Genomic DNA, 23,241 nt, shown 5'->3' with positions numbered 1-23,241 from the left:
CTCACCTGATCAGGAACGGCATGTTGACGGTGACGGCGCCGGTCGGGCAGCGGGCCGCGCAGGGGCCGCAGTACCAGCACTCGTCGACGTGCATGTACGCCTTGCTCGTCTCCGGGTCGATCGCGAGCGAGTCGAGCGGGCACATGTCGACGCACAGCGTGCAGCCGTCGATGCAGAGGCTCTCGTCGATCGTCACCGGGACGTCGACCCGCTGGTGAACCAGGGCCATGGTGTCTCCTGTCGGAAAAGGGCAGGGTGGGACCGGCGCCGCTGGGACGGCGCCGCAGGAACGGGTGCTAGTAGCCGATGACGCGGGGCAGCGGTGCGCCGCGTTGCAGCCGGCCGTGCATGGTCAGCCGGTCGCCCCGGAAGCGGATCCACTCCAGGTCGACCGGGCGGCCGTCGGCGAGATGGGTGAGCCGCTCCACCATGAGCAGGGCGGCCCGGGGTGGCGCGTCGAGCAGGGCGGCCGAGTGCGGGTCCGCGTTGACCGCCTCGAAGGAGATGTCCGCGGTGCCGAGCGGCCGGCCGGCGACCCGTTCGATCAGCACGAAGATGTCCTGACCGGCGAGGTCCTCGGCGAGCAGGGGCTCACCGATGTCGCGGGGCAGGTAGGTGAGGTCCAGCGAGAGCGGTACGCCGTCCAGGCGCCGCAGCCGTTCCAGGTAGACCACGGGTTCATCGCCGGGTACGCCGAGCCGTTGCGCCACCGGGGCGGGTGGACGGGTGAGCGCGGCGGTCCGTACGTCGTTGGTGATCTCGCCCTGGGTGTGCAGCGTCTCGCCGAGTCCCATCAGCCGGTGCAGGCCGTGCGCGTATTTCGCGCTGACCACGGTGGTGCCGATTCCGGGGGAGCGTTCCACCAGTCCCTCGTCCGCGAGCAGCGCCATCGCCTCGCGCACGGTGTTGCGGGAGACGTCGAAGTCCGCACAGAGCTGGGCCTCGCGGGGCAGCTGCCGCTGCGGGAAGGACCCGGCGAGCACCTGATGGCGGAGCACGTCGGCGACCTGCCGGGCCCGGTCGGCGCGCCGGCGCCGGGCCCGGTCCAGGTTGCCGGTGTCGCCGGGGCGTGGCGCCATCCTGGTCCCTCCCTTCCCGGCCGAGCCGCTCCTGCGAACCATACAAAGCTCATAGGAGATGGGGAAGGTGCGCCGGCCTCCGCCACCCGCGCGGAGCGTGTGCAGGGCCCCGGATCTGCGGAAACCCGGCCGGGGCCGGGCGTTACGCCACCTCCGGCGTCCGCATGCTGGAACGGGACGTGCTACTCGGTGTCCTCCGCGGCGGCGAAGTCGTGGACCTCGATCAGATGCGCGGCCTGCGCGAACGGCACCGTCGCCTTGATCAGGACCGCCTCGCGGGTGCCCTGCGGGCCGCGGAACGAGACCGTCTCGAACCGGGTCCGGTAGACCACGTCCGGGCAGCACACCCAGGCGTCGCCGGGGCGCGGCAGCGACGGCCACGGCACCGGGCCGGACCAGGTGAGGAAGGCGGGCGTCTCCGGGCCGGGATAGGACACCGTGACGTGGATGGTGACCGTGTCGGCGACGTTCACAGTGCCCTCCTGCAGTCGGGTGTCCAGGCTCCCACGCCGGGGGAGTCCATCGACGGACTTCGTGTCCGCCGGCCGGTGGGTCCGGGTCCACCGTCCGGTGGGGACGTGATTCAGCCGCCGGCCCGGAAGGACGGCGGATGCCCGCCCGGTCGCGTCGCTGGCACGGTGCGGGGATGGGTGACGTGGAGCGCAATCAGGTGAGTCGTCGGGCGCTGCTCGCGGGCGCGGGCGCGGTGGCGGGGGCCGGCTGGGCGGCGGGGACGCCCGGTCCCGCGGCCGGGGCCGGGCCGCCGGCGTTCGGGCCGGTGCGGATCCGGCCGGGCGACCCGCGGTACGAGAGCCTGCTGCGCGGCAACAACTTCCGGTTCGCCGGCCGGCCGGACGAGATCCGGGTGGTCGCCTCGACCGATCAGGTGGTACGCGCGGTGGCCGACGCGGTGCGGGCCGGTCGGCGGGTCGCGGTGCGCAGCGGCGGCCACTGCTTCGAGAACTTCACCGCCGACCCGGCGGTGCGGACGCTGCTCGACGTCTCGCCGATGGACGCGGTCGGCTACGACGCCGGCATGCGGGCGTTCGCGGTGCAGCCGGGGGCCACACTCGGCCAGGTGTACCGGACGCTGTTCCAGGGCTGGGGCGTGACGATCCCCGGGGGCGGCTGTCCGGGCGTGGGCGCCGGCGGGCACTTCGCCGGCGGCGGGTACGGGCCGCTGTCCCGCCGGTACGGCTCGGTGGTGGACCATCTGTACGCCGTGGAGGTGGTGGTGGTCGACCGGGACGGCACCGCCCGGGCCGTGGTCGCCACCCGGGAGCCGGACGATCCGCACCGCGACCTGTGGTGGGCGCACACCGGCGGTGGCGGCGGCAACTTCGGCGTGGTCACCCGCTACTGGCTGCGTACCCCCGGCGCCACCGGCGACCCGTCCCGGCTGCTGCCGGCGTCACCGCAGCGGATGCTGGAGAGCGTGGTGGCCCTGCCCTGGGAGGGCACGGGCGAGCCGGCGTTCGGCACGCTGGTGCGCAACTTCGGCCGCTGGCACGAGCAGCACAGCGCCCCGGGCGTCCCGGCCGCCGACCTCTACGGGCTCTTCCTGCTGTCGCACCGCAGCGCCGGATACGTCACGCTGGTCGCGCAGATCGACGCCGACCGCCCCGGCGCGGACGGCCTGGTCACCGACTTCGAGTCCGTGGTCACCGCCGGTGCCGGTGTCGCACCGATCTTCACCGCCCGGCGGACGATGCCGTGGCTGCACCGGATGACCTGGCCGGGCACGGGGGAGTCCGGCGACGCGGCGACCCGCCGCTACAAGATCAAGGCCGGCTATCTGCGCCGGTCGCCGGCCGACCGGCAGATCGCCGCGGTGCACCGTCATCTGACGAACGACACCGGCGGCCCGGACTCCGGCATGCTGCTGATCGGGTACGGCGGCCAGGTGCGCGCGGTGCCGCCGGGGGACACCGCGATCGCCCAGCGCGACGTGGTGATGAAGGCGGTCTACCAGACCACCTGGGCGGACGAGGCCGACGACGCCGCCCGGCTGTCCTGGATCCGGGCGTTCTACCGCGACGTGTACGCCGACACCGGCGGCGTCCCGGTGCCCGGCGACGTCGACGACGGCTCGTACATCAACTACCCGGACGCCGACCTCGCCGATCCGAGGTGGAACACCTCGGGGGTGCCGGCGCACACGCTGTACTACAAGGACAACTACCCGCGCCTGCAGCGGGTCAAGGCCCGCTGGGACCCGCGCGGGGTCTTCCGCCATGCGCTGTCGGTCGAGCCGCCGGCCTGAACCGCCCGGCCCGCTACCGGACGTCGGGCCGGGTCATCAGCGGCGACCTCAGGTGCAACGTCAGGTCGGGTCCGGTCATCGGCACCAGGTTCCACGTCGCCGTCGCCGTCCCCGCGCCGGCGTCGACCCGCAGCCGGACCCGGTGCGGGGTGGTGATGAGGTAGAGGTCGGCGACGAACGTGCCGCCCTGCCACGCGCCGGTCGCCACGACCGGGCGGCCCAGCGGCGCGCTCTCCCGCCACTCGCCGTGGCCCACCGCGACGGCCGGCGTCGGCCCGAGCCGCACCAGCCACCCACCGTCCGCCGGGTCGACGGTCACCGCGGTGCCGCCGGGCAGGGCCGAACCCTCGGCGGAGGCGTCGAGGCTCGCCCGGGCGGAACGCTCCGGTGCGGCCGAACCGGGCACCGGCGCGAGCGACAGCCGGCGCAGACGCTCGGCGAGCGCCTCGTCGTCCCGCGCGCTTCCCGCCCGGTCCAGGCCGGGCAGCAGACAGTCCCACACCGGGCCGAGCACCGCCTCACCCTGCGGCACCGCGCTGGTCACCACCACCACCAGATCGTGCGACGGTACGACCAGACAGAACTGGCCGTAGGCGCCGTCACCGCGGTAACCGTGCCGGGACATCCAGAACTGGTATCCGTACCCGCACAGCGAATCGGGGTTCTCCGACCAGCCCTCGATCTGCTGGGTCCCGATCTGCCGGGTGGTCGCGAGTTCGACCCATTCGCGCGGCACGAGTTGCCGGTCGCCCCACCGGCCGCCGCGCAGCAGCAGCTCGCCGAAGGCGGCGACGGCCTCGGTGGTGAGGTGGAGTCCGTGAAATCCGAACGCGGCCCCACTGCCCACCCGGTCCCATTCGGCGTGGTCGACGCCCATCGGCGTGAAGAGGCGGTCGTCAAGGAACTCCGGCAGGCCCCGGCCGGTGACCCGTTCCACCATCCGGGCCAGGACGAAGGTGGTCGGATTGTCGTACGCGTGCCAGGTGCCCTCGGGTTCCGGGAACGGCACCCGCAGGAAGCCCTTCACCAGGTCGTCCGGTTGCCGTCGCCAGGCCTCGTCGAGGCTGTCGGTGCGGTGCCCGGTCGTCATGGACAGCAGGTGGTGCACGGTGAGGCGGCGACCCTGCTCTGCGATGTCGGCCGGCACGTGGTCGGGCAGCACGTCCACCACCCGGTCGTCCAGCGCGAGCAGCCCGTCGGCGACGGCCAGTCCCACGGCCATCGCGGTGAACGATTTGGTCACCGAGTACAGCAGGTGCGGGCGGTCGGCCGAATAGGGCGCCCACCAGCCCTCGGCGACGACGTGGCCGTGGCGGACGACCATGAGGGAGTGACACTCGACGGACTGCGCTTCGAGCCGGTCCAGCAGTGCGGCGACCGCGCGCGACGACAGCCCCGAGGCGGCCGGTGTGGATCGCGGCAGGAGGAGGCGGGGAGCAGGCATTCCGGCACGGTAACAAGACGGGTTCATCGATCCGGAGGGAATTCACCTACGCTGAACAGCGGGACGGGAGGAGCGCGGGTGGACGGTGCCGGGGCGGGCCGGTCGTCGGTGGTGACCGGCGTCGTGCCGTACACCCTCCTGGCGGTCCTGGCGGTGGTCACGGTGGCCGTCCGGCGTTCGTTCGGCCAGTCCCCGGTGCCCGAGCTGGTCCTGTGCGCGCTGGCCGCGGCGTGGATTCTCGGGGTCTACACGCTACGGCCCGGCTGGCGGAGCAGTCCCCGGGTGATGACGGTGTTCTGCGCCGTCCTGCTCGGGATCTTCGCCGTCCTGGTGGCGCGGGCCCCGTGGTTCGGGTTCTTCTCGCCGGCCGCCTACGTCTTCGCGTTCCGGGTCCTGCCCTGGCCGGGGCGGCAGGCCGGGGTCGCCGCGGTGGCGATCGTGGCGGGCACCGCCCAGGCGTACGCCGTGGACCGGAGCACGGCGGTCGGGCTGCTGACCTATGCCGCCGTCCTGGCCGCGAACGTGATCCCGATGTGCAGCTTCGCCTGGTTCGCCCGGCGCGGCGAGCTGCGCAACGAGGAGCGGATGCGGGCGCTGGACGAGGCGCGCGACGCGAACCGCCGGCTGCGGGCGGCGTCGGCGGAGAACGCGGCCCTGCAGGAGCAGCTGGTGGCGCAGGCCCGGGCGGCCGGCGTGCACGACGAACGGCAGCGGATGGCCCGGGAGATCCACGACACCCTGGCGCAGGGACTCACCGGCATCATCAGCCAGCTCCGTGCGGCCGAGCACGCCGGCGACGATCCGGCGGAGTGGCGCCGGCACGTGGCCGTGGCGACCGGACTGGCCCGGGAGAGCCTGTCCGAGGCGCGGCGGTCGGTGCACGCGCTGCGTCCCGAGCCGCTGCGGACGGCCCGGCTCGGTGAGGCGCTGGCCGGCGTGGCCGGCCGCTGGTCGGCGCTGCACGCGATCCCGGTGCGGGTCACCACCACCGGCACCGCGCGGCCCCTGCGGCCGGAGGCCGAGGTGGCCCTGCTCCGGGCCGCCCAGGAGGCGCTGGCCAACGTGGCCAAGCACGCCCGGGCGACCCGGGTCGGCGTGACCCTGTCCTACCTGGACCAGGAGGTGGCGCTGGACGTGCGGGACGACGGCGGCGGCTTCGACCCGGCCCGGCTGGGTCCCCGGGCCACCGGCCCCGGGTTCGGCCTGGTCGCGATGCGGCAACGGATCGAGGGCCTGGCCGGGACACTGCAGGTCGAGTCGGAACCCGGCACCGGCACCGGCATCTCCGCCCGCGTCCCCGCCGCCCGGGCCGGATCCTCCGGATGAACCGCCCCGGCCCGGTGATCCGGTTGCTCGTCGTCGACGACCACCCGGTGGTCCGGGACGGGTTGAGCAGCATGTTCGCGCGCGAACCGGAGTTCGCCGTAGTGGGCGAGGCGACCGGCGGGAACGAGGCGGTCCGGCTCGCCGGGACGCTGCGTCCGGACGTGATCCTGATGGATCTGCGCATGCCCGGCGGGGACGGCGTCTCCGCGATCCGGGAGCTGGTCGCGCGCGGCGGCGGCGCGCACGTGCTGGTGCTCACCACGTACGACACCGACAGCCACGTCCTGCCCGCGATCGAGGCGGGCGCCACCGGTTACCTGCTCAAGGACGCACCCCGGGACGAACTGCTGCGGGCGGTCCGGGCCACGGCCCGGGGCGAGGCGGTGCTCGCGCCGTCGGCGGCGGCGCTGCTGATGAGCCGGGTGCGCTCGCCCGCCCCGGGGCCGCTCAGCGAGCGGGAACTCGACGTGCTCCGGTTGGTGGCGGCCGGCGCCACCAACCGGGAGGCGGCGGCGCAGCTGTTCATCACCGAGGCGACGGTCAAGTCCCACCTGCTCAACATCTACGGCAAGCTGGGCGTCGGCGACCGGGCCGCCGCGGTCACCGAGGCGTTCCATCGCCGGCTGCTCGTCCCCCGTACCGATGCCAGGTGAGGAAGATCGTGACGCACCATCCCGGCCACCGGCCGCCGTCACCGGAGGGCCGTGACGACCCGGCCCTGCTACGGGCGCAGATCCTGACCGCGGAACACTGGAGTCTGCTCACCACCCGGAGCGCCGTCTGGCAGGAGATCTTCAGCCGGACCGGTACGTTCCTCACCATCCTCTCCGCCACCGTGGTCGCGCTGTCCCTGGTGGTGCAGGCCTCCGGCTTCGACGACAGCTTCCGCATCGTCGCGCTGATCGTGCTGCCGCTCGTGCTGTTCGTCGGCCTCGCGACGTTCCTCCGGCTGGTGGAGGCGGACATCGAGGACGCCTGGCTGGTGATCGGCATGAACCGGGTGCGGCGCGGCTATCTGGAACTCGCGCCCGACCTGGAGCGTTTCCTCGTCACCGGGCACCACGACGACGAGGAGGGCATGCTGCAGACCTACAGCTTCCGGCGACGGGTCGGTGTCGGTCACCTGCTGGCCGGCTCACCGGTGGTCGTCGGCACCATCGAGGCGCTGGTCGGCGGCGTCTTCGGCGCGATTGTCGGGGACGCGCTCGGCGCGGCGGTCCCGATCCAGGTGGGGATCGGGGTGGCCGTGGCGCTCGGCGTCGCCACGGCTCTGGGCACGCTGTTCTACCGCCGGGTCCGCCGGTTCCGCCGCGGCTACCGGCCCCGTTTCCCGGCGCCCGGAGAGCCGGCCGGGGGAGACGCCACCGGTGGGTAGGCGTTGGCCACCAGCTGGACGAACTGTTCGCGGTGCCAGCCACCGGCCGGCGGGGCGCCCGGCAGCGCGTTGCTGCGCCAGGCCGAGCCGCGGCAGCACGGCACCGAGGTGTTCGGGTCGCAGTACTGCTCGTAGTGCTCCGGGCGGGGCGCTCCCGCGGGCACCTCGCCCCAGCCGTCCGACTCGCCGGGCGGCTTGATCCACGCGTACGCGTGCAGGCCCGGCACGGTGCCGGCGGCGGGCCGGGCGCCCAGGCCGGCGCCGGCCTGGTTGCACCAGTGGTAGCTGCGGGTGAGGCGCCGGTCCATCCGGCTCTCGTTGGCGTACGTGTCGACGCTGGTCGACCGGCTCGGCGCGGTGGGCCGGGCCGGTCCGCCCCACCCGTTGCGGGAGGTGTCCGTCAGGATGCCGACCCGTTCGTCGAACCCGCGGGCGACGAGTGCGGCCCGGATCGCCGTGGTGTAGTCGGTCTCGTCGGCGTACAGGGTCCAGTCGTAGAACCGGGTCCACCGCAGCGAGGCGCCGGCGATCGTCGCGGTGAGGTCGATGAAGGGTTCGTCGTCCGGCACGTAGTCGGCGACGTTGCTGGCGAACCCGTCGACGCCGCCGAGCCCGGCCGGGGTGCGCGCGGCGATCGCGACCAGCCGATCCAGCAACTCGATCTGGGTCACCTCCCAGCCCAGCGTGGCGGCGCTGCCGATGTCCAGGTAGGTGTACACGGTGCGGACGGCCTGCAGCCGCTCGAGCGCGTACGCGATGCCGTCCGCGTAGGCGCCGGTCCGCTCCGCCTCCTCGCAGTCCTGGTGCGCGTCGGGGAACGGGCCGGTGAACCGGATCAGCCGCGAGATGGATTCCGGTTCCACCACCGCGGCGATCCGCAGGCCGGCGTACTCGGGGGCGGCGAGGGTGGCGGCGATCGGGTCGACGTACTCGGTGCGGTAGCGGGCCAGGCCGTCGTCGGTGATGCGTAGCTCGCTGCCGGCGCGCCGGCCGCACTCGCGGTTGGGCAGGTTGTGCAGCACCAGCGTGAGCACCACCGGCCGGCCCTCGCGGGACTGCTGGGCGACCGCCGCGTCGAGGTGCCGGCGCAGCCCGCCGACCTCGGAGATGGACCGGAGCCAGACCGCGGTGGGCTGGTCGGCCACGGCGGTCATCCGGGCCGCGGCGACCGGGTCGGCCGTGCCGGCGGCGGTCTCCATCACCCGGGCCGCCCAGTCGGCGTTGCGGTAGCCGGCCGCTCCGGCGTACGGATTCTCGGCCCGCTCGGTCGCCCGGGGTGACGGTTGTCCGCCGGACCGTGCGTTCGCGGGTGCCGGCGCCGAGGCGGCGACCATGACGGCGGCCGCGAGCAGCGCGGTCGACAGACGTGGCATTACCATCCCCCATCCATAGACATCAATGGCTTAGCTTAGTCTCAAAAGTCGTTGTTCGGCAATCACTCCATTACGGGGCGTGATATGAGATGGTGATTCCGCGGAACTCGGTGCCGTATATCGGACTGTTCGGCACCGGAAAACCCTCCGGAGTGGCAGCGTTCTCTCGCGTCGCGACGTGGGCCGGAGGGGTGGAGGTGGGGATGCGATGGGATGGCGGTGGAGCGGCCGGCGAACTTCTCGGGCTCGTCACCTTCCGTCACCAGCCGTTACTACGCCGAACGGCCCTTTTTCCTGGACCAACACCCCGTGGTGGTTCCAGTGGCGGTGGCGGACGGTGTTGACTAGGTCGCATATGTCGTCAGAGCGGTACGTGGAAAGGCAACTCTTAGTGGTAAGTCGACGCCTGAGAGTGTTCCTCTGCACCTTCGTCGCGCTCGTTCTCCCGGCGCCGCTGGCCGGTTGCGGTGACTCCGACGACGGCCGGATACGGCTCACCGTGGGCACCTTCGGCGAGTTCGGGTACGACCAGCTGTACCGCGAGTACGAGGCCGCGAATCCCGGCATCCGCATCGTGGAGCGGGTCACCCGCGCCGAGGACCACCACAAGAACCTGGCCGCGCACCTGGCCACCAACACCGGCGCGGCGGACGTCGAGGCGGTCGAGGAGGGCTGGCTGGGCCAGTTCACCGCGGCCCCGAACCGGTTCATCGACCTCAACACGTACGGGGCCGCCACGCTCAAGTCCGGCTGGCCGGACTGGAAGTGGAACTTCGGCACGTCGGCCGACGGCCGGGTGATCGGTCTCGGCACCGACGTCGGCGGCATGGCGATGTGCTACCGCCGCGACCTGTTCACCCGGGCCGGACTGCCGGTCGACCGGACCGAGGTCGCCAAGCTCTGGCCGAGCTGGGAGAAGTACATCGAGACCGGTGCCCGGTTCAAGCAGCAGGTGCCGGACGTCGGCTGGATGGACGGCCCGACCTCGATGTTCCGCTCGGTGCTGGGCCAGCAGGAGGTCGGCCTCTACGACGGCCCGGACTCGATCGTGGTCGGCACGAATCCCAGCGTCAAGAAGGCCTGGGACCTGTCCGCGCAGGCCCTGGAGCGGGGACTGTCGGCCCGGCTGGTGGCGTTCAGCTCGGACTGGAACGCCGGCCTGGCCCAGGGCAGTTTCGCCACCCTGGCATGTCCGTCCTGGATGATGACGCTGATCCAGGAGCAGGCCCGCAACGCCGCCGGCCAGTGGGACGTGGCGACGGTCCCGGGCGGCGGCGGCAACTGGGGCGGCTCCTGGCTGACCGTGCCGAAGCAGACCGAACACCCGGCCGAGGCCGCCGCGCTGGCCGTCTGGCTCACCGCGCCCCAGCAGCAGGCCGCGGTGTTCCGGGCCAGCGGCAACTTCCCGTCCACGGTGAGCCTGTACAAGGACCCGGTGATCAAGGACTTCCGGAACCCGTTCTTCAACAACGCGCCGGTCGGCCGGTTCTTCGCCACCTCGGTGACCCGACTCGAACCGCAGTACATCGGCCCGCGCACCGGCGAGATCGCCACCCGGATCATCAACGGCCTCAGCCGGGTCGAGCAGGGCCGGGACACCCCCGACGAATCCTGGCGCAAAGTGCTGCGCGAGGTTGAGGTCCTGAGTTAGGAGAGGCGTGGCTCGTCGTCGTCGTAGTCGTTACCACCGGTTGGACGTCAAGGCTTCGCCGTACCTCTACGTTCTTCCGTTCTTCCTGCTGTTCGGGGTGTTCGGGGCCTTTCCGCTGATCTACACCGCCTGGGTGTCCTTCTTCGACTGGGACTTCCTGGCCGAGACGCACCAGTGGATCGGCCTGGACAACTACTGGCGGCTGTTCAGCGACTACACCTTCTGGAACGCGGTGCTCAACACCGCCCAGATCCTGGTGCTGTCGATGGTGCCGCAGCTGCTGCTGGCGTTGCTGCTCGCGTACGCGCTGAACCAGCGACTGCGCTCGCCGCGGTTCTGGCAGATGAGCGCCCTGCTGCCGAACATCACCAGCGTGGTGGCCGTGACGATCATCTTCGGGCAGTTGTTCGGCCGCGACTACGGGATGATCAACTGGTTCCTGGGCCTGTTCGAGCTCGGCAAGATCGACTGGCAGGCCGGGCAGGCGTCCTCGCAGATCGCCATCGCCACGATGATCGTCTGGCGCTGGACCGGCTACACGGCCCTCATCTACCTGGCCGCCATGCAGGCGGTGCCCAAGGACCTGTACGCCGCCGCGTCCCTGGACGGCGCCACCTCGTTCCAGCAGTTCCGCATGATCACCGTGCCGGCGATCCGGCCGACGATCGTGTTCACCGTGATCATCTCCACCATCGCCGGCATGCAGGTGCTGGCCGAGCCCCTGCTCTTCGGCGGCGGATCGATCTCCGGCGGCTCGGACCGGCAGTTCCAGACGCTGTCGCTCTACCTGTACGAGGTGGGCTTCAACCGCTGGGAGTTCGGCTACGCCTCGGCCGCCTCCTGGCTGATGTTCGCGCTGATCGTGATCGCCGCGTCGATCAACTACCTGTTCCTCGGCCGGATCCGGAGGCACTGATGGCCGTCGTCTCGCCCCCACGCCGGACCGCCACGCCGGCGCGGCGCCCGTCCCGGCGCCGCGGTTTCCTGCGCCACCAGCCCAGCCGGCTCACCTATCTCAGCCTGCTGGCGCTGGTGTTCTTCTCGGCGTTCCCGTTCTACTACTCGATCGTCGTGGCGTCGCACGACAACTCGGTGGTCGCGCAGATGCCGCCGCCGCTGTTCCCCGGCGGCAACCTGTTCGACAACATCGAACGCGCGTTCGGCACCGGGCTGATGACCCGGGCACTGGTGAACAGCTTCCTGGTCTCCGGCACCATCACGATCAGCGTGGTCTTCTTCTCGACGCTCGCCGGGTTCGCGTTCGCCAAGCTCCGGTTCCGCGGGCGCAACGTGCTGCTGCTGATCATCATCGGCACGATGATGGTCCCCACCCAGATCGCGATCATCCCGCTCTACCTGCTGATGGCCAAGTTCCAGCTGGTCGGCACGCTGCCCGCGGTCATCGTGCCGTCGATGGTCAGCGGCTTCGGGGTGTTCTTCATGACGCAGTACCTGCGGACCGCCGTACCGACCACGCTGATCGAGGCGGCCCGGGCGGACGGCTGCACCACGGCCGGCGTGCTCTGGTACGTGGTCCGCCCGGCCGCCCGCCCGGCCGCGGCGGTGCTCGCCACCCTGACGTTCATGAACTCGTGGAACGACTTCTTCTGGCCGCTGGTGGCGCTCAACCCGGACGACCCGACCGTGCAGGTGGCGTTGTCGTCCCTGTCCAGCGGCTACGCCGGGGACTTCTCCCTGGCCTTCGCCGGTGCCTTCATCGCCACCATCCCGCTGCTGCTGGTCTTCTTCTTCCTGGGCCGCCGGATCATCACCGGCATCATGCAGGGCACCCCGAACCGCTGACCGCTAGTACGGCAGGCCCGGCACGTTCAGGTCGATCCGGTAGACGCCGTAGTCGCCCCACGTGCCGGACGTGACGAACAGCGTCCGGCCGTCGGGTCCGCCGAACGCCGCGTTGGTCGCGTTGGTGCCGGCCGCAACCGTGCCCAGCGTCCGGCCGTCCGGTGCCAGCACGTGCACCCGGCCCTCGGTGTGCGACGTCCAGTACAGGTTGCCGGCGCAGTCGACCGTGGCACCGTCCCCGCTGGGCACGGTGGCGAACACGGCGCGCTCCCCGGTGCTGCCGTCGGCCAGCACCGGGTACCGGTACACGGTGTTCCCGGCGGCCACGTAGAGCGTCTTCTCGTCGGGCGACAGGACGATGCCGTTCGGCTGGGTGAGCGTGCCGTCGACCAGGGTGACGGCACCGTCGTGGACCCGGTACACGCCGGTCCGGCCGCCCATCTCGTCGGTGCGGTTACCGCGCTGGTACGTGGGGTCGGTGAAGTAGACGGTCCCGTCGGAGCGGGTGGTCAGGTCGTTCGGCGACTGGAACCGGTGGCCCTCGAACGTCTCGGCCACCGCGGTCCGGCCGCCGCCGGTGAGGTCGTACGCGGACACGCTGCGCTGGTCGTGGGTCGCGGCGAGCAGGGTGCCGCCGTCCGCACCGCGGGCCAGGCCGTTGCTGCCGCCGGCGGCCGCGAACACCGAGAACGTGCCGGGCAGCGTCAGGGCCCGGATCACCGAGGGCTGCACGCCCTGTGCCCCGGACGCGGGCTGCATGTCGGACACCAGCAACCGGTTCTGCTCGGCGACCCACACCGGCCCCTCGAGGAAGTTGAACCGGCCCGGGATGCGGGTGGCGGTCGACGTCTCCGCCGGCAGCGGGTCTCCGTAGACGGTGCCCGGGGTGCACGCCGCCGTGGCCGGAGTGGCCGCCCGCGGCGCGGCCTGGAACCGTGCCGTGTAGGTCGTCGCGGTCGTCGGCGCGGTCAGCACGTGGCTCTGCGCGCCGTCGTCGGACCACTCATCGAACGTGTACACGTCGTCGCCGACCGTCTGCGGCGTCACGGCACTCACCGAGTTCGCCGAGTTCTGGATCACGGTCCGGGTGAACGGCGTCCGCTGCGCGGTGCTGCCGACGGACACCTGCAGCCCGGGCGGGTCGCTGACGAAGGTGAGTTCCACGGTCTTCGGATCGAGCCGGGTACGGCTGACGTGCCGCAGCCCACCGGCGTCGGTGGCGGTCAGCACGAGTTCCAGGTACGACGGGTACTCGTGGTCCGGGGCGGTGAACGAACCGCCGGCCACCCCGTCCCAGGTCTGCGCCACGTGCTCGTGGCAGTTGTCCAGTGTGTAGCAGTGGTGCTGGACCAGCTGCCAGCGCAGCGCCGAGGGCGGCAGCTCGCCCTGTTCCCGGTCGGTGGCCCGGCCGGCGAAGCTGAGCGTGTCGCCCACCCGCCAGGTGGTGCCGGCCTCCGGGCTGTCGATCCTCGCGGTGGGCGCGGAGTTGCCCACCTGGATGTCGGCGGTCGCGGTCGCGGTGTTGCCGTCGTCGTCGGTCACCCGGAGCCGGGCGGTGTACGTGCCCTCCTCGACGTAGGTGTGCGTCGCGGTGGCGGTGCTGGCGTCGACCGTCCCGTCGTCGGTGAAGTCCCAGGCGTAGCTCAGCTCACCGGCCTCGGGGTCGGTGGACTTCGTGCCGTCGAAGCGGACCTCCAGGGGTGCGTCGCCGGCGGTCGGCGTCGCGGACGCCACGGCGGTCGGCGCCGCGCCGGTGAACGCGATCCGCCGGATGGTGCCGGCCGGGTCGACGTACACGAGGTCGCCGTCCGGTCCGATCGCCAGGTCGACGGGGTGGGCCGGGGCGGCGGCGAAGGTCCGCAGGTTGTCCGGGTCCGGCGCGCCGCCGGGGGAGTCCGGCAGCATCGCCCAGATGCAGTTGCGGGTGTAGTCGGCCAGGAACGCCGCACCCCCGTACTCGGCGGGGTAGGCGCCCCCGCCGGCCGGGTAGAACGCGACGCCGGACCAGGCCGAGCCGCCGCTGGGGCAGGGCTCGCCGGGCACCACCTTGTCGGTGTGCCGGAAGTGGTAGAACGGGTCGGTCTGGCCGCCGTCGGTGTAGAGGCTCTCGCAGAGGTCGAGGTTGGCGCCGTCGTACCCCGCCTGCGGGTCCGGTCCCTCGTAGCAGGGCCAGCCGAAGTTGGTGGTCCGGGTGGGGTCGGTGACGACGTTGATCTCCTCGGCGGTGTTCCAGCCGACGTCGGCCAGCCACACCTCGTCGGTGCCCGGCCGGATGTCGAAGCGGAACGGGTTGCGCAGGCCGTAGGCGACGATGCGGCGGGTGTTGGGGTCGGTGCTGTCGGCGGCCGGGTTGTCGGTGGCGGCCGCGCCGGTCTCCGGGTCCAGGCGCAGCAGCGCGCCGTTGAGGTCGGTCGGATCGGCCGGGGTACGCACGTCCTGCGACCGCAGCGCACCACCCTCGGCGGTCGGCGGGGTCATCGTGTCGGCCGGCGGGTCGCCACACGGGTTGCGGTACGCCGCGTTCCGGCCGACCTGGCCGTAGTCGACGACGTCGGAGCTGGCCCCGTCGCCGTGCGTGACGTACAGCGCGCCGTCCCGGCCGAAGCGCAGGTCGCCGACCGAGTGGCTGGGCAGCTGCTGGCACCATCCCTCGACCAGGACCTGCTCGTCACCGGTGGCGACGTCGCCGTCGGCCCGCAGCCGGGACAGCCGCGAGGTGGCCACGCACCGGCCGGAGCTGATGCCGCCCACGGACGCGCAGGAGTCGTTCCAGTACGGCGCGGTCTCCCCGGGCGGTGCGTCGAGGGTGTAGAGCACGTACACCCAGGGTTGGGCGGGGAACTCCGGGTGCAGGGCCAGGCCGAGCAGGCCCCGGTCGTGCAGGTTCAGCACGGTGGGCCGCAGGTCCGCGAACACGGTGGCGGTGTCGTCGTCCAGGCTGTCGAAGACCTTGATCCGGCCGGCCTTCTCGGCCACGAAGACCCGGCCGTCCGGGGCGAACTCGATGTTCATCGGCTGGTCGAGCCCGGTCTGGACGACCTGTTCGGTGAAGCCGGCCGGCAGCGTCACGGCGGACGCCGGACCGGCGGTGGCGATCGACACGGCGCCGGCGCCGGCGAGCGTGACAAGGAGGGCGGCCGACGCGGCCCACCGGCGAACGGACATGCGGAACTCTCCCGACCTTGATGCATCGACGGCGGCAAATATAGCCGATCAATGTGGCCGCCCCGGGCGGCCGGTCGGAGATCGGGGCGGCGGTGCGGTTCGCGTTCGGCCGGTCAGGCGGCGGAGGCGTCGAGGTGCTCCGCGAGGATCGCGCGGTGGGTGACCCGGGCGTCGGCGTGCCGTCGCAGGCCGTCCTCGGTCACCGTGACGAAGACCCCGCGGCGGTCGTCCTCGCAGAGGGTGCGGCGGACCAGGCCGCCCTTCTCCAGCCGGGCCACGGTGCGGGACAGCGCGCTCTGGCTGAGGTACATGTCCGCGGCAAGATCCTGCATGCGGCGCTTCTCACAGGAGACGGCGACGAGCCGGTCGAGCGTCTCGAACTCACCCATGGTGAGGCCGTGCGCGTCCTGCAGAGCGCGCTCGAGCTGCGCGGCGACCGCGTTGTAGCTGGCCAGAAGCGTCCGCCAGCGGTTCAGCAGGGCCGGCTCGGAGGTCATGTGCCGCATCCTAGTCCGCCGCGACGGTAGATGCACCTGAATTATTTGCACACGCATACTATGCGTCGACAACTAATGCAGACGCATATAAGTTCGCCGCGTGACTATCCCAGAAGTCGTCGACGCGACGGCGACCCGTACCGCTCCGGCCGTTCCGGCACCCGCCACCCACCAGCACGAACAGCGGTGGACCCCGCGCCTGTGGGGCGTCCTGGCGGTGCTCTGCGGCGTGCTGTTCCTCGACGGACTCGACGTCTCCATGGTCGGCGTCGCGCTGCCGTCCATCGGTGCCGAACTCGGCCTCTCCACCACGTCACTGCAATGGATCGTCAACGGCTACGTGCTCGGCTACGGCGGCCTGCTGCTGCTCGGCGGGCGTACCGCGGACCTGCTCGGGCGCCGCACCGTCTTCCTCACCGCGCTCGGCGTCTTCGCCGCGGCGTCGCTGGTCGGCGGGCTCGTCGACGACGGCGGCCTGCTCATCGCCACCCGCTTCGTCAAGGGCCTCGCCGCCGCGTTCACCGCACCGACCGCGCTGTCCATCCTGACCACCACGTTCCGCGAGGGCCCCGCCCGCAACCGCGCCCTGGCGGTGTTCTCCGTCTTCGGCGCGAGCGGCTACTCCTCCGGACTGATCCTCGGCGGCCTGTTCACCAGCGTCGGCTGGCGGTGGACGTTCCTCATCCCGGTGCCGCTGGCACTGGCCGCGCTGGTCGCCGGCATCGCGCTGATCCCCCGGGACCGTCCGGCCGCCGACGGCGGGCACGACCTGGTCGGCGCGGCCACGCTCACCGCCGGAATGCTGCTGGCGGTGTACACCGTGGTGTCCGCGCCGGACCGCGGCTGGCTCGACCCGGTCACCCTGGGCTCCGCCGCCGCGGCCGTCGCGCTGCTGGCCGCGTTCCTGGTCACCGAGAGCCGGATCGCACACCCGCTGATCCGGCTCGGCATCCTGCGGATCGGCACGGTCGTGCGCGCCAACCTCAGCATGGTCGCGCTGTTCGGCTCGTACCTCAGCTTCCAGTTCATGATGACGCTCTACCTGCAGAACGTCCTCGGCTGGTCCCCGCTGAAGATGGCCCTCGCGCTGCTGCCCGCCGGGCTGCTGGTGGCGTTCGGCTCGCCGTTCGTCGGCCGCCTCATCGACCGGTACGGAACCCCGCGCCTGCTGATCAGCTCGATGACGTCGCTGGTGCTGGGATACGCGTGGTTCCTGCTCACCGCGGGCGACGCGCCGAGCTACCTGGTGACCGTGCTGCCCACCATGCTGCTGCTCGGCGGCGGGTTCGCGTTCGGCTTCAGCTCGATCATGGCCCAGGCGACGCACGGCATCGCCGACTCCGAGCAGGGCCTGGCCTCCGGCCTGGTGCACACCTCCGGACAGGTCGGCGCCGCGCTGGTCCTCGCGGTCCTCACCGCCCTGATCGCCGACGACACACCCACCGGCGTCGCCGACTTCAGCCAGTTCCACCCCGGAGTCAACCTGGTCACCGGTGTGGCGGTGGTCGGACTGCTGCTCAACGTGATCCCGCTGCTCGGTGCGGTGCGGGGGCGGCACCGCTGACCTGCGGGCGCGGCGGGGCGTACGCCGGCCGGCCGGGTGCGCCCCGCACCGCACCGGAGAGGCGGGGCGTGCACCACGGCTGTTACGAGCCCCGCATAGCAGCGCTGGTGTGCCACTGGAGCGCTCCAGTGGCACACCAGCGTCGTCTCGGGCGCGCTATAACGACGGTGGCGTTCCACTGATTGATCAGCGGGTGGTGCGCGCCTCCCTGATAGATCTTGGAGGCTTGCTCTGATCTTGGCGCGCAGACGCCCTCCAGCGGACGCCCCGACACCCACATCCACTCCCGGCTCCGAGATCCGCGCCGCGTGGGCGCCCGGAGCCGCACCTCACCACTCACCCGAGCGCCCTCGCCGAGATCGCCTCAGTGGAACACCACGGTCGTTATCGGGTGCTCATACCGACGCTGGTGTACCACTGGTGCGCTCCAGTGGAACAACAACAACAACACCACCACCACCACCACCACCACCACCACCGTCGCGGCTGCGCCTAGGCGGGCGTGCCGGCCGGTCCGAAGAGGCCCGCGAACGGGTCCAGCAGGGCGGCCCACGCCGCGAACCCGTCGGCGAGTTCGGCGTCGGTGAGCAGGCAGCCGGTCAGCCGCGCCGTGACCGTGCCGGCGTCCAGGCGCAGGCCGATCAGGGCGAGGACGGTACGCCGGTCACCGTAGTACGGGTCCCAGTCCAGGTCGGCGGCCAGCCGCCGCAGGTCGCTCGCCTCGTCCCACGCCTCGGCCGGCTGGGCGGCGAGCCAGTGCCCGAGGCCGGTCAGCCGGATGCCGCCACCGGCGGACTCCCAGCCGATCACGGTGTCCGGCTGGCTGGCGATCCACAGGTGACCGCGCCCGCGCAGCGACTCGCCGGTCAGGTCGTCCAGCACGGCGTGCAGGCGGCCCGGGTGGAACGGGCGGCGGGACCGGAACAGCACCGAGTTGGCGCCGTGGTCGCCGCCGGGGTCGTCGATGCCGATGGGGAAGCCGGCGAGGGCGCGGCCGAGGATGCCCGGGGTCTCCGGGTCGTGCCGGCCGGTGCGGCGCAGGCGGGCGGCGAGGGCGGTGCAGTCGATGGTCTCGGTGTCGCCGACGCGCAGGTGGGTGGCCCACGGCGCGAGGCGGTGCAGCAGCGCGGTGAGCCGGGCGTCGTCGAGGACGTCGTACTGCGGGCGGCCCCAGACCACGATGGTGTCGGCGTACTCGACCTGGCGGGCCACCACGTCGGCGACGCCGCGGCGGTCCCCGTCGGCGGCGTGCAGGTCGCGGTCGCGCAGGTCGTCGGTGCTGCTGATGTCGTCGAGGAAGCCGGCCGCCTCGACCACGGTGACGTAGGAGTCGAAGCGCAGTGTCTCGGCCGCGCCGGCGTGCCGGCAGGCGGTGGCCAGCGCTTCCGGCTCGATCACCGGCGGCAGGGCGAGCAGCAGGTCGCTGTCCGGTCGTTGCCGGGCCAGCCGGATCAGCGTGGGCAGCACGTCCTCGTGGAGGGTGCAGGACACGCAGCCGTGGACCAGTTCGACGGCCTCGTTCTCCAGGACGGCGTCGGCGCTGCGCACGGTCCGGCGTACCAGGCCGTCCCGGATCCGGCGCACGTCGTGGGAGACCAGCAGGAGCCGCCGGTCGGTCACCAGCAGGCTGCGCCCGACGGCGGCGGTGGCCTCGGCGGAGAACCCGGCGAGGACGGTGACCCGGGGACGCCGGTCCACCGGCGCCGCCGGCGAGCTGGTGCGGGTGGGCGAACTCATGACTGGCCTCGGTTGGTCATCACCGGGCCACCGTACAACGAAAATCATTTCCAACAAAGCATGCCGGGTCGGCTTCGCCGCCGAAAGTTCCGGAGTTCGGCGGGCCGGCGGCGCGCCGGATCGGCTACCCCGTATGCGTGCCGGCGGGCCGCGACCGCGGGCCGTCCGGCGCGGCTCCAAAAGTTTCGGAAATCTTCCGGTAGTCAGGGTTCGTTAGTAAAGAACATTGGTGAACATCGATAGATTTCGGGCGTGCGGGCAGGCCCGCCCCTGGTGTGTCCACCCCGGACGGTCCTACTGTCGCTGCATGGTGTCGCGTAGATCGGTTCTGCTCACGGTGCCCCTCGGTGCCGCCGCCCTCACTGCCGCCCCGCACCAGTCACCGGCGCTGCAGCCGGTCGGACTGTCCGGCGGCCTCGCCCCGTCCGATCCGCCCGAACCGGTACGCGTGCCTCCCGAGCCGGCGTCGGCCGAACCCGCCGTGGCCGCGGTGCGGAGCTTCACCGCCGACCTCTACCGGAAGCTGGCCTCGTCCGGGGCGGGCAGCAACGTGGTGTGCGCGCCGTTCTCGGTCGCGCTCGCGCTCGCGATGACCCGGGCCGGCGCGGTCGCCACCACGGCGGACGAGATGGACGCCGTGCTGCACGCGCCGGAACCGCGCCCAGGCGCGCTCGACTCCGGGCTCAACACCGTCGACCAGCTCCTCATCGCCGGCCACCGGGACGGCGACGGGCAGAAGCGTCCGCTGCTGACCACCGCGAACGCCCTGTGGACCCGGCTCGACGTGGACCCGAAGCCGGCCTTCCTGGAGACCCTGGCCGGCTACTACGGTGCCGCCGAGCATCCGGTGGACTTCGAGTCCGCGCCGGAGGCGGCCCGCGAGGAGATCAACGCCTGGGTGTCCGACCGGACCAACGCGCGGATCCCGGAGCTGCTGGCGTTCGGCGCGGTACGGTCCGACACCAGCCTGGTCCTCACCAACGCGATCTACCTCAAGGCCGCCTGGACGTACCCGTTCCCGCTCGCGTCCACCAGGCCGGCGCCGTTCACCCGCGACGACGGCCAGGTCGTCGAGGTGCCGATGATGGCCGGGCCGTTCAACCGGATGGGCTACCTCGAGGGCGACGGCTGGCGCGCGGTCAACGTGCCGTACGAGGGTGCCCCGCTGGCCATGGCCATCGTGATGCCGACCTCCGGTGACCTCGCCGGGCTGGAGGCCAAACTGGACGGAGCCTGGCTCGGGTCCCTGCTGCGCGGGTTCCGGTACGAGGACGTCCTGTTGCGGCTGCCCCGATGGACCGTCCGGCAGCCGGCCGAGCTGCGCGCCCCCCTGTCCGAGCTCGGCATGCCCACCGCGTTCACGGACCGGGCCGACTTCTCCGGCCTGACCGGGGACAACCTGTGCATCGACAACGTGGTGCACCAGACGTTCATCGGGGTGGACGAGAAGGGCACCGAGGCGGCCGCCGCGACGGCCGTGATCGTCCGGCCGCCGTCCATCCCGCAGGGTCCCAGCTTCTTCGCCGACCGGCCGTTCCTGTACATCATCAACGAGCAGTCCAGCGGGCTGCCGCTGTTCATCGGCCGGGTCCACGACCCGCTGTCCACCGGTCCCGCCTGAGCCGTCGGCACGGTCCGGCGGGTCGCCGGACCGTGCCGATGATCGGGCACACTGTCCCGATGCCGTCGGTGCTCCGTTTCGCGACCAGGCTCGCCAGCCGCACGTGGTTCCCCAGGGTGGTGCGCCGCCTGGTGCCGGTCGACCGGTGGGTGTACCAGCGGACCCGGGGCCGGTTCTCGCCGCTGGGCGGCCGGTGGCTGCTGCCGCTGATGCAGCTGACCACGGTGGGTGCGCGCAGCGGCCTGCCGCGGCGGCACATGCTGCTGTACGGCCGCGACGGGGCCGACCTGGTGGTGATCGACACGAACTGGGGCGATCCGGCGCGCCCGGCGTGGTCGGCGAACCTGATCCGGCACCCGGAGGCCACCGTGCACCTCGGCGCCGAGGAGTTCCGGGTCCGGGCGAGCGTGGTGACCGGCGCCGAGCGGGACCGCCTCTGGGCGATCCTGGTGGCCATCTGGCCGGCGTACCCGGCCTACACCGAGCGGGTCGGCGACCGGGACATCCGCATCTTCCGGCTGACCCGACAGCCGTGATCGGCACCGTAGTACTGTTCGACCGATGTTCAGCGACCCGACCGGCGAACGGGTTCCCTGATGCGGGGACCGTTGCGGCCGACCGACCCGCGCCGGCTCGGCGTCTACCGCCTGGAGAGCCGCCTGGGCGAGGGCGGAATGGGCACGGTCTACCTGGGCCGCGACCCCGCGTCCCGGCCGGTGGCGATCAAGGTCATCAAGCGGGAGTACGCGTACGAGGACGAGTTCCGGGCCCGGTTCCGCAGCGAGGTCACCCGGGCCCGGCAGGTACCGCCGTTCTGCACCGCCGAGCTCCTCGACGCCGACGCCGAGCACGAGACCCCGTACCTGGTCGTCGAGTACGTGGACGGCCCCAGCCTGGCCGAGGTCGTCGCCGACCAGGGGCCGCTGACCGGCGGCAACCTGTACAGCGTGGCGGTCGGGGTGGCGACCGCCCTGGCCGCGATCCACGGCGCCGGCGTCATCCACCGTGACCTGAAGCCGCGCAACGTGCTGTTCTCGCTGGGTACGCCCAAGGTGATCGACTTCGGCATCGCGCGGGCGTTCGAGGCGACCAGCCAGCACACCGGCACCGACCAGATGGTGGGGACCGTCGCCTACATGGCACCGGAGCGCTTCGACAACGGCTCCGGCCCGCCGGTCGGCCCCGCGGCGGACGTGTTCGCCTGGGGCGCCGTGGTCACCTACGCCGGCACCGGCCGTACCCCGTTCGCCGGTGACTCGCCGGTGGCGACGGCCGCGACCATCCTCACCCAGCCACCGAACCTGCGTGGCCTGCCGGAACCGCTGCGCGGCCTGGTCGCGCGGACGCTCGACAAGCGCCCGGAGAACCGGCCCACCGCGCAGGAACTGCTCGACCTGCTGCTCGCCGCGGGTGCGGTCGGCGCGCCGGCGGCCGACGGCCTGGCCGGCCGCCCGGAACTGCGCCGGGTGGCCCGGGCCGCACAGCATTCCGCGGCGCGGACGGCACCGGAGATCGGGCCGGCCGCGCCGGCGCGGCACAGCGCCGGCGTCGGCTCGCGGCGGTGGCGGCGGACCGCACCGGTTCTCGCCGCGGTGGCCCTGCTCGGCACCGCGCTGGCCGCCGCGCTGGCGTTCACGCCGACGCGGGACCTGCTGCTGGGGGCAGACGCGGAACCGGGGGCGGGGCGGGCCGCCGCGCCGTCGGCCGCGGCTTCGGCGCCCTCCGCCGTACCACCGTCCGGCGGCAGCGTGCCGCCCACCCGGAGCGCCGCACCGCCCGGGACGGGCCGGACCACCGCCCCGCCGTCCGGCGACGAGCAGACCGGCGGCCGGGCCGAACCCGACGACGGGCCGGTCGAGGTCACCGCCGCGCCCGGGGCTCCGTCGCCCCGGCGGTGCCGCAGCGCGGACACCCGCGTGACGGTGATCGCGCAGAGCGACAATCCGACCGCGCCCGGCACCCAGAAGGCGATCGTCTCGGTGGTGAACGAGTCGGATTCCGCCTGCCGGGTCGAGGGCCGCGTCCACGTCGGCCTGTACAACGCCGCGGACGAGCGGGTGCGGGTGCCGACCCGGTCCGTCGACGAACCGGACAAGGCGGCCGACATGGTGCTCAGGCCGGGCGGGGGAGCGTTCCAGGGCATCAAGTGGGAGGCCTGCGACCGGGACACTTCGGACTGCCCGGTCGGCAACACGTTGCGCGGCAGCCTGGAGGAGTCGGCGACCGGGGTGGTCGCCGCGCTGGAGGGCTTCCCGCCGCCCACCCGCAGCGACATCACGATGAGTTCGCTGCGGCTCGGCACGCTGCAGCCGAGCGCGCACGGCACCGTCGCCTGGTGAGCGC

At 72.6% G+C, this 23,241-nt stretch carries 19 protein-coding genes; 11 read left to right on the top strand and 8 right to left on the bottom strand.

Going from position 1 to position 23,241, the window contains the following annotated elements:
• Position 1: 1 nt before the first annotated feature.
• The 3 genes from LDL48_RS27820 to LDL48_RS27810 all read right to left on the bottom strand — a co-directional run bounded on the left by LDL48_RS27820 (position 2) and on the right by LDL48_RS27810 (position 1,552).
• Positions 2–229, bottom strand: coding sequence for a 4Fe-4S dicluster domain-containing protein (locus LDL48_RS27820; protein ID WP_225258182.1), 228 nt, complete (start codon positions 227–229; stop codon positions 2–4).
• A gap of 67 nt (positions 230–296) precedes the next feature.
• Positions 297–1,079: a GntR family transcriptional regulator gene (locus tag LDL48_RS27815; RefSeq protein WP_225258181.1), complete on the bottom strand. Its 783-nt coding sequence runs from the start codon at positions 1,077–1,079 to the stop codon at positions 297–299.
• A 182-nt stretch (positions 1,080–1,261) separates the two neighbouring features.
• Positions 1,262–1,552 carry a hypothetical protein gene (locus LDL48_RS27810; RefSeq protein ID WP_225258180.1) on the bottom strand — a complete coding sequence of 97 codons (291 nt, stop codon included), beginning with the start codon at positions 1,550–1,552 and terminating at the stop codon, positions 1,262–1,264.
• Between the two features lie 173 nt (positions 1,553–1,725).
• On the opposite strand from LDL48_RS27810, the gene LDL48_RS27805 reads away from it, so the two are divergent.
• Entirely contained in the window at positions 1,726–3,342 is a 1,617-nt protein-coding gene (locus tag LDL48_RS27805; protein WP_225258179.1) for an FAD-binding oxidoreductase, read from the top strand.
• A gap of 13 nt (positions 3,343–3,355) precedes the next feature.
• Here LDL48_RS27805 and LDL48_RS27800 read toward each other — a convergent pair whose 3' ends face one another.
• A complete protein-coding gene (locus LDL48_RS27800) occupies positions 3,356–4,786 on the bottom strand; it encodes a serine hydrolase domain-containing protein (protein WP_225258178.1) in 1,431 nt (476 codons plus the stop codon).
• 78 nt (positions 4,787–4,864) lie between these two features.
• Between LDL48_RS27800 and LDL48_RS27795 the strand changes: the two genes are divergently transcribed.
• From LDL48_RS27795 to LDL48_RS27785, 3 genes are read left to right on the top strand one after another with little or no spacing between them, the layout of a single operon-like run.
• Entirely contained in the window at positions 4,865–6,112 is a 1,248-nt protein-coding gene (locus LDL48_RS27795; RefSeq protein ID WP_225258177.1) for a sensor histidine kinase, read from the top strand.
• Positions 6,109–6,765 (top strand): response regulator, encoded by a 657-nt coding sequence (locus LDL48_RS27790; RefSeq protein ID WP_255629171.1) that lies wholly within the window; start codon positions 6,109–6,111, stop codon positions 6,763–6,765. Before LDL48_RS27795 ends, LDL48_RS27790 begins: the two co-directional genes overlap by 4 nt.
• The gene (locus LDL48_RS27785; RefSeq protein ID WP_225258176.1) at positions 6,762–7,487 is read left to right on the top strand and encodes a hypothetical protein; all 726 of its coding nucleotides are present in this window, start codon (positions 6,762–6,764) and stop codon (positions 7,485–7,487) included. Before LDL48_RS27790 ends, LDL48_RS27785 begins: the two co-directional genes overlap by 4 nt.
• Here the strand turns inward: LDL48_RS27785 and LDL48_RS27780 are convergent.
• The gene (locus tag LDL48_RS27780; protein ID WP_225258175.1) at positions 7,427–8,866 is read right to left on the bottom strand and encodes a glycoside hydrolase family 6 protein; all 1,440 of its coding nucleotides are present in this window, start codon (positions 8,864–8,866) and stop codon (positions 7,427–7,429) included. The genes LDL48_RS27785 and LDL48_RS27780 overlap by 61 nt on opposite strands.
• 385 nt (positions 8,867–9,251) lie before the next feature.
• On the opposite strand from LDL48_RS27780, the gene LDL48_RS27775 reads away from it, so the two are divergent.
• The 3 genes from LDL48_RS27775 to LDL48_RS27765 are packed head-to-tail and all read left to right on the top strand — an operon-like array spanning position 9,252 to position 12,314.
• Positions 9,252–10,511, top strand: coding sequence for an ABC transporter substrate-binding protein (locus LDL48_RS27775; RefSeq protein WP_225258174.1), 1,260 nt, complete (start codon positions 9,252–9,254; stop codon positions 10,509–10,511).
• Positions 10,512–10,518: 7 nt separating this feature from the next.
• Positions 10,519–11,427 (top strand): carbohydrate ABC transporter permease, encoded by a 909-nt coding sequence (locus LDL48_RS27770; RefSeq protein WP_225258173.1) that lies wholly within the window; start codon positions 10,519–10,521, stop codon positions 11,425–11,427.
• Complete coding sequence (locus LDL48_RS27765; RefSeq protein WP_225258172.1) at positions 11,427–12,314, top strand: carbohydrate ABC transporter permease; 888 nt, start codon at positions 11,427–11,429, stop codon at positions 12,312–12,314. Before LDL48_RS27770 ends, LDL48_RS27765 begins: the two co-directional genes overlap by 1 nt.
• A gap of 3 nt (positions 12,315–12,317) precedes the next feature.
• Here the strand turns inward: LDL48_RS27765 and LDL48_RS27760 are convergent, their stop codons facing one another.
• Positions 12,318–15,479 carry an SMP-30/gluconolactonase/LRE family protein gene (locus LDL48_RS27760; protein ID WP_225258171.1) on the bottom strand — a complete coding sequence of 1,054 codons (3,162 nt, stop codon included), beginning with the start codon at positions 15,477–15,479 and terminating at the stop codon, positions 12,318–12,320.
• Between the two features lie 113 nt (positions 15,480–15,592).
• Positions 15,593–15,976 carry a MarR family winged helix-turn-helix transcriptional regulator gene (locus LDL48_RS27755; protein WP_225258170.1) on the bottom strand — a complete coding sequence of 128 codons (384 nt, stop codon included), beginning with the start codon at positions 15,974–15,976 and terminating at the stop codon, positions 15,593–15,595.
• A gap of 100 nt (positions 15,977–16,076) precedes the next feature.
• Here LDL48_RS27755 and LDL48_RS27750 point away from each other — a divergent pair, with 100 nt between their 5' ends.
• The gene (locus tag LDL48_RS27750) at positions 16,077–17,540 is read left to right on the top strand and encodes an MFS transporter (protein ID WP_225258169.1); all 1,464 of its coding nucleotides are present in this window, start codon (positions 16,077–16,079) and stop codon (positions 17,538–17,540) included.
• Between the two features lie 492 nt (positions 17,541–18,032).
• On the opposite strand, the gene LDL48_RS27745 is transcribed toward LDL48_RS27750, so the two are convergent.
• Positions 18,033–19,277 carry a CobW family GTP-binding protein gene (locus tag LDL48_RS27745; protein WP_225258168.1) on the bottom strand — a complete coding sequence of 415 codons (1,245 nt, stop codon included), beginning with the start codon at positions 19,275–19,277 and terminating at the stop codon, positions 18,033–18,035.
• Positions 19,278–19,584: 307 nt separating this feature from the next.
• Here LDL48_RS27745 and LDL48_RS27740 point away from each other — a divergent pair, with 307 nt between their 5' ends.
• The 3 genes from LDL48_RS27740 to LDL48_RS27730 are packed head-to-tail and all read left to right on the top strand — an operon-like array spanning position 19,585 to position 23,237.
• Entirely contained in the window at positions 19,585–20,898 is a 1,314-nt protein-coding gene (locus LDL48_RS27740; protein ID WP_225258167.1) for a serpin family protein, read from the top strand.
• Positions 20,899–20,957: 59 nt separating this feature from the next.
• Positions 20,958–21,434 (top strand): nitroreductase family deazaflavin-dependent oxidoreductase, encoded by a 477-nt coding sequence (locus LDL48_RS27735; protein ID WP_225258166.1) that lies wholly within the window; start codon positions 20,958–20,960, stop codon positions 21,432–21,434.
• A gap of 60 nt (positions 21,435–21,494) precedes the next feature.
• Positions 21,495–23,237, top strand: a complete 1,743-nt coding sequence (locus LDL48_RS27730; RefSeq protein WP_225258165.1) for a protein kinase domain-containing protein — start codon at positions 21,495–21,497, stop codon at positions 23,235–23,237.
• Positions 23,238–23,241: the final 4 nt, after the last annotated feature.

This window comes from Jidongwangia harbinensis (genome assembly GCF_020216025.1).
Taxonomy (GTDB): domain Bacteria; phylum Actinomycetota; class Actinomycetes; order Mycobacteriales; family Micromonosporaceae; genus Actinoplanes; species Actinoplanes harbinensis.
Note: the sequence above shows the minus strand (reverse complement) of the source record. Positions and strands in the feature narration are given on the sequence as shown.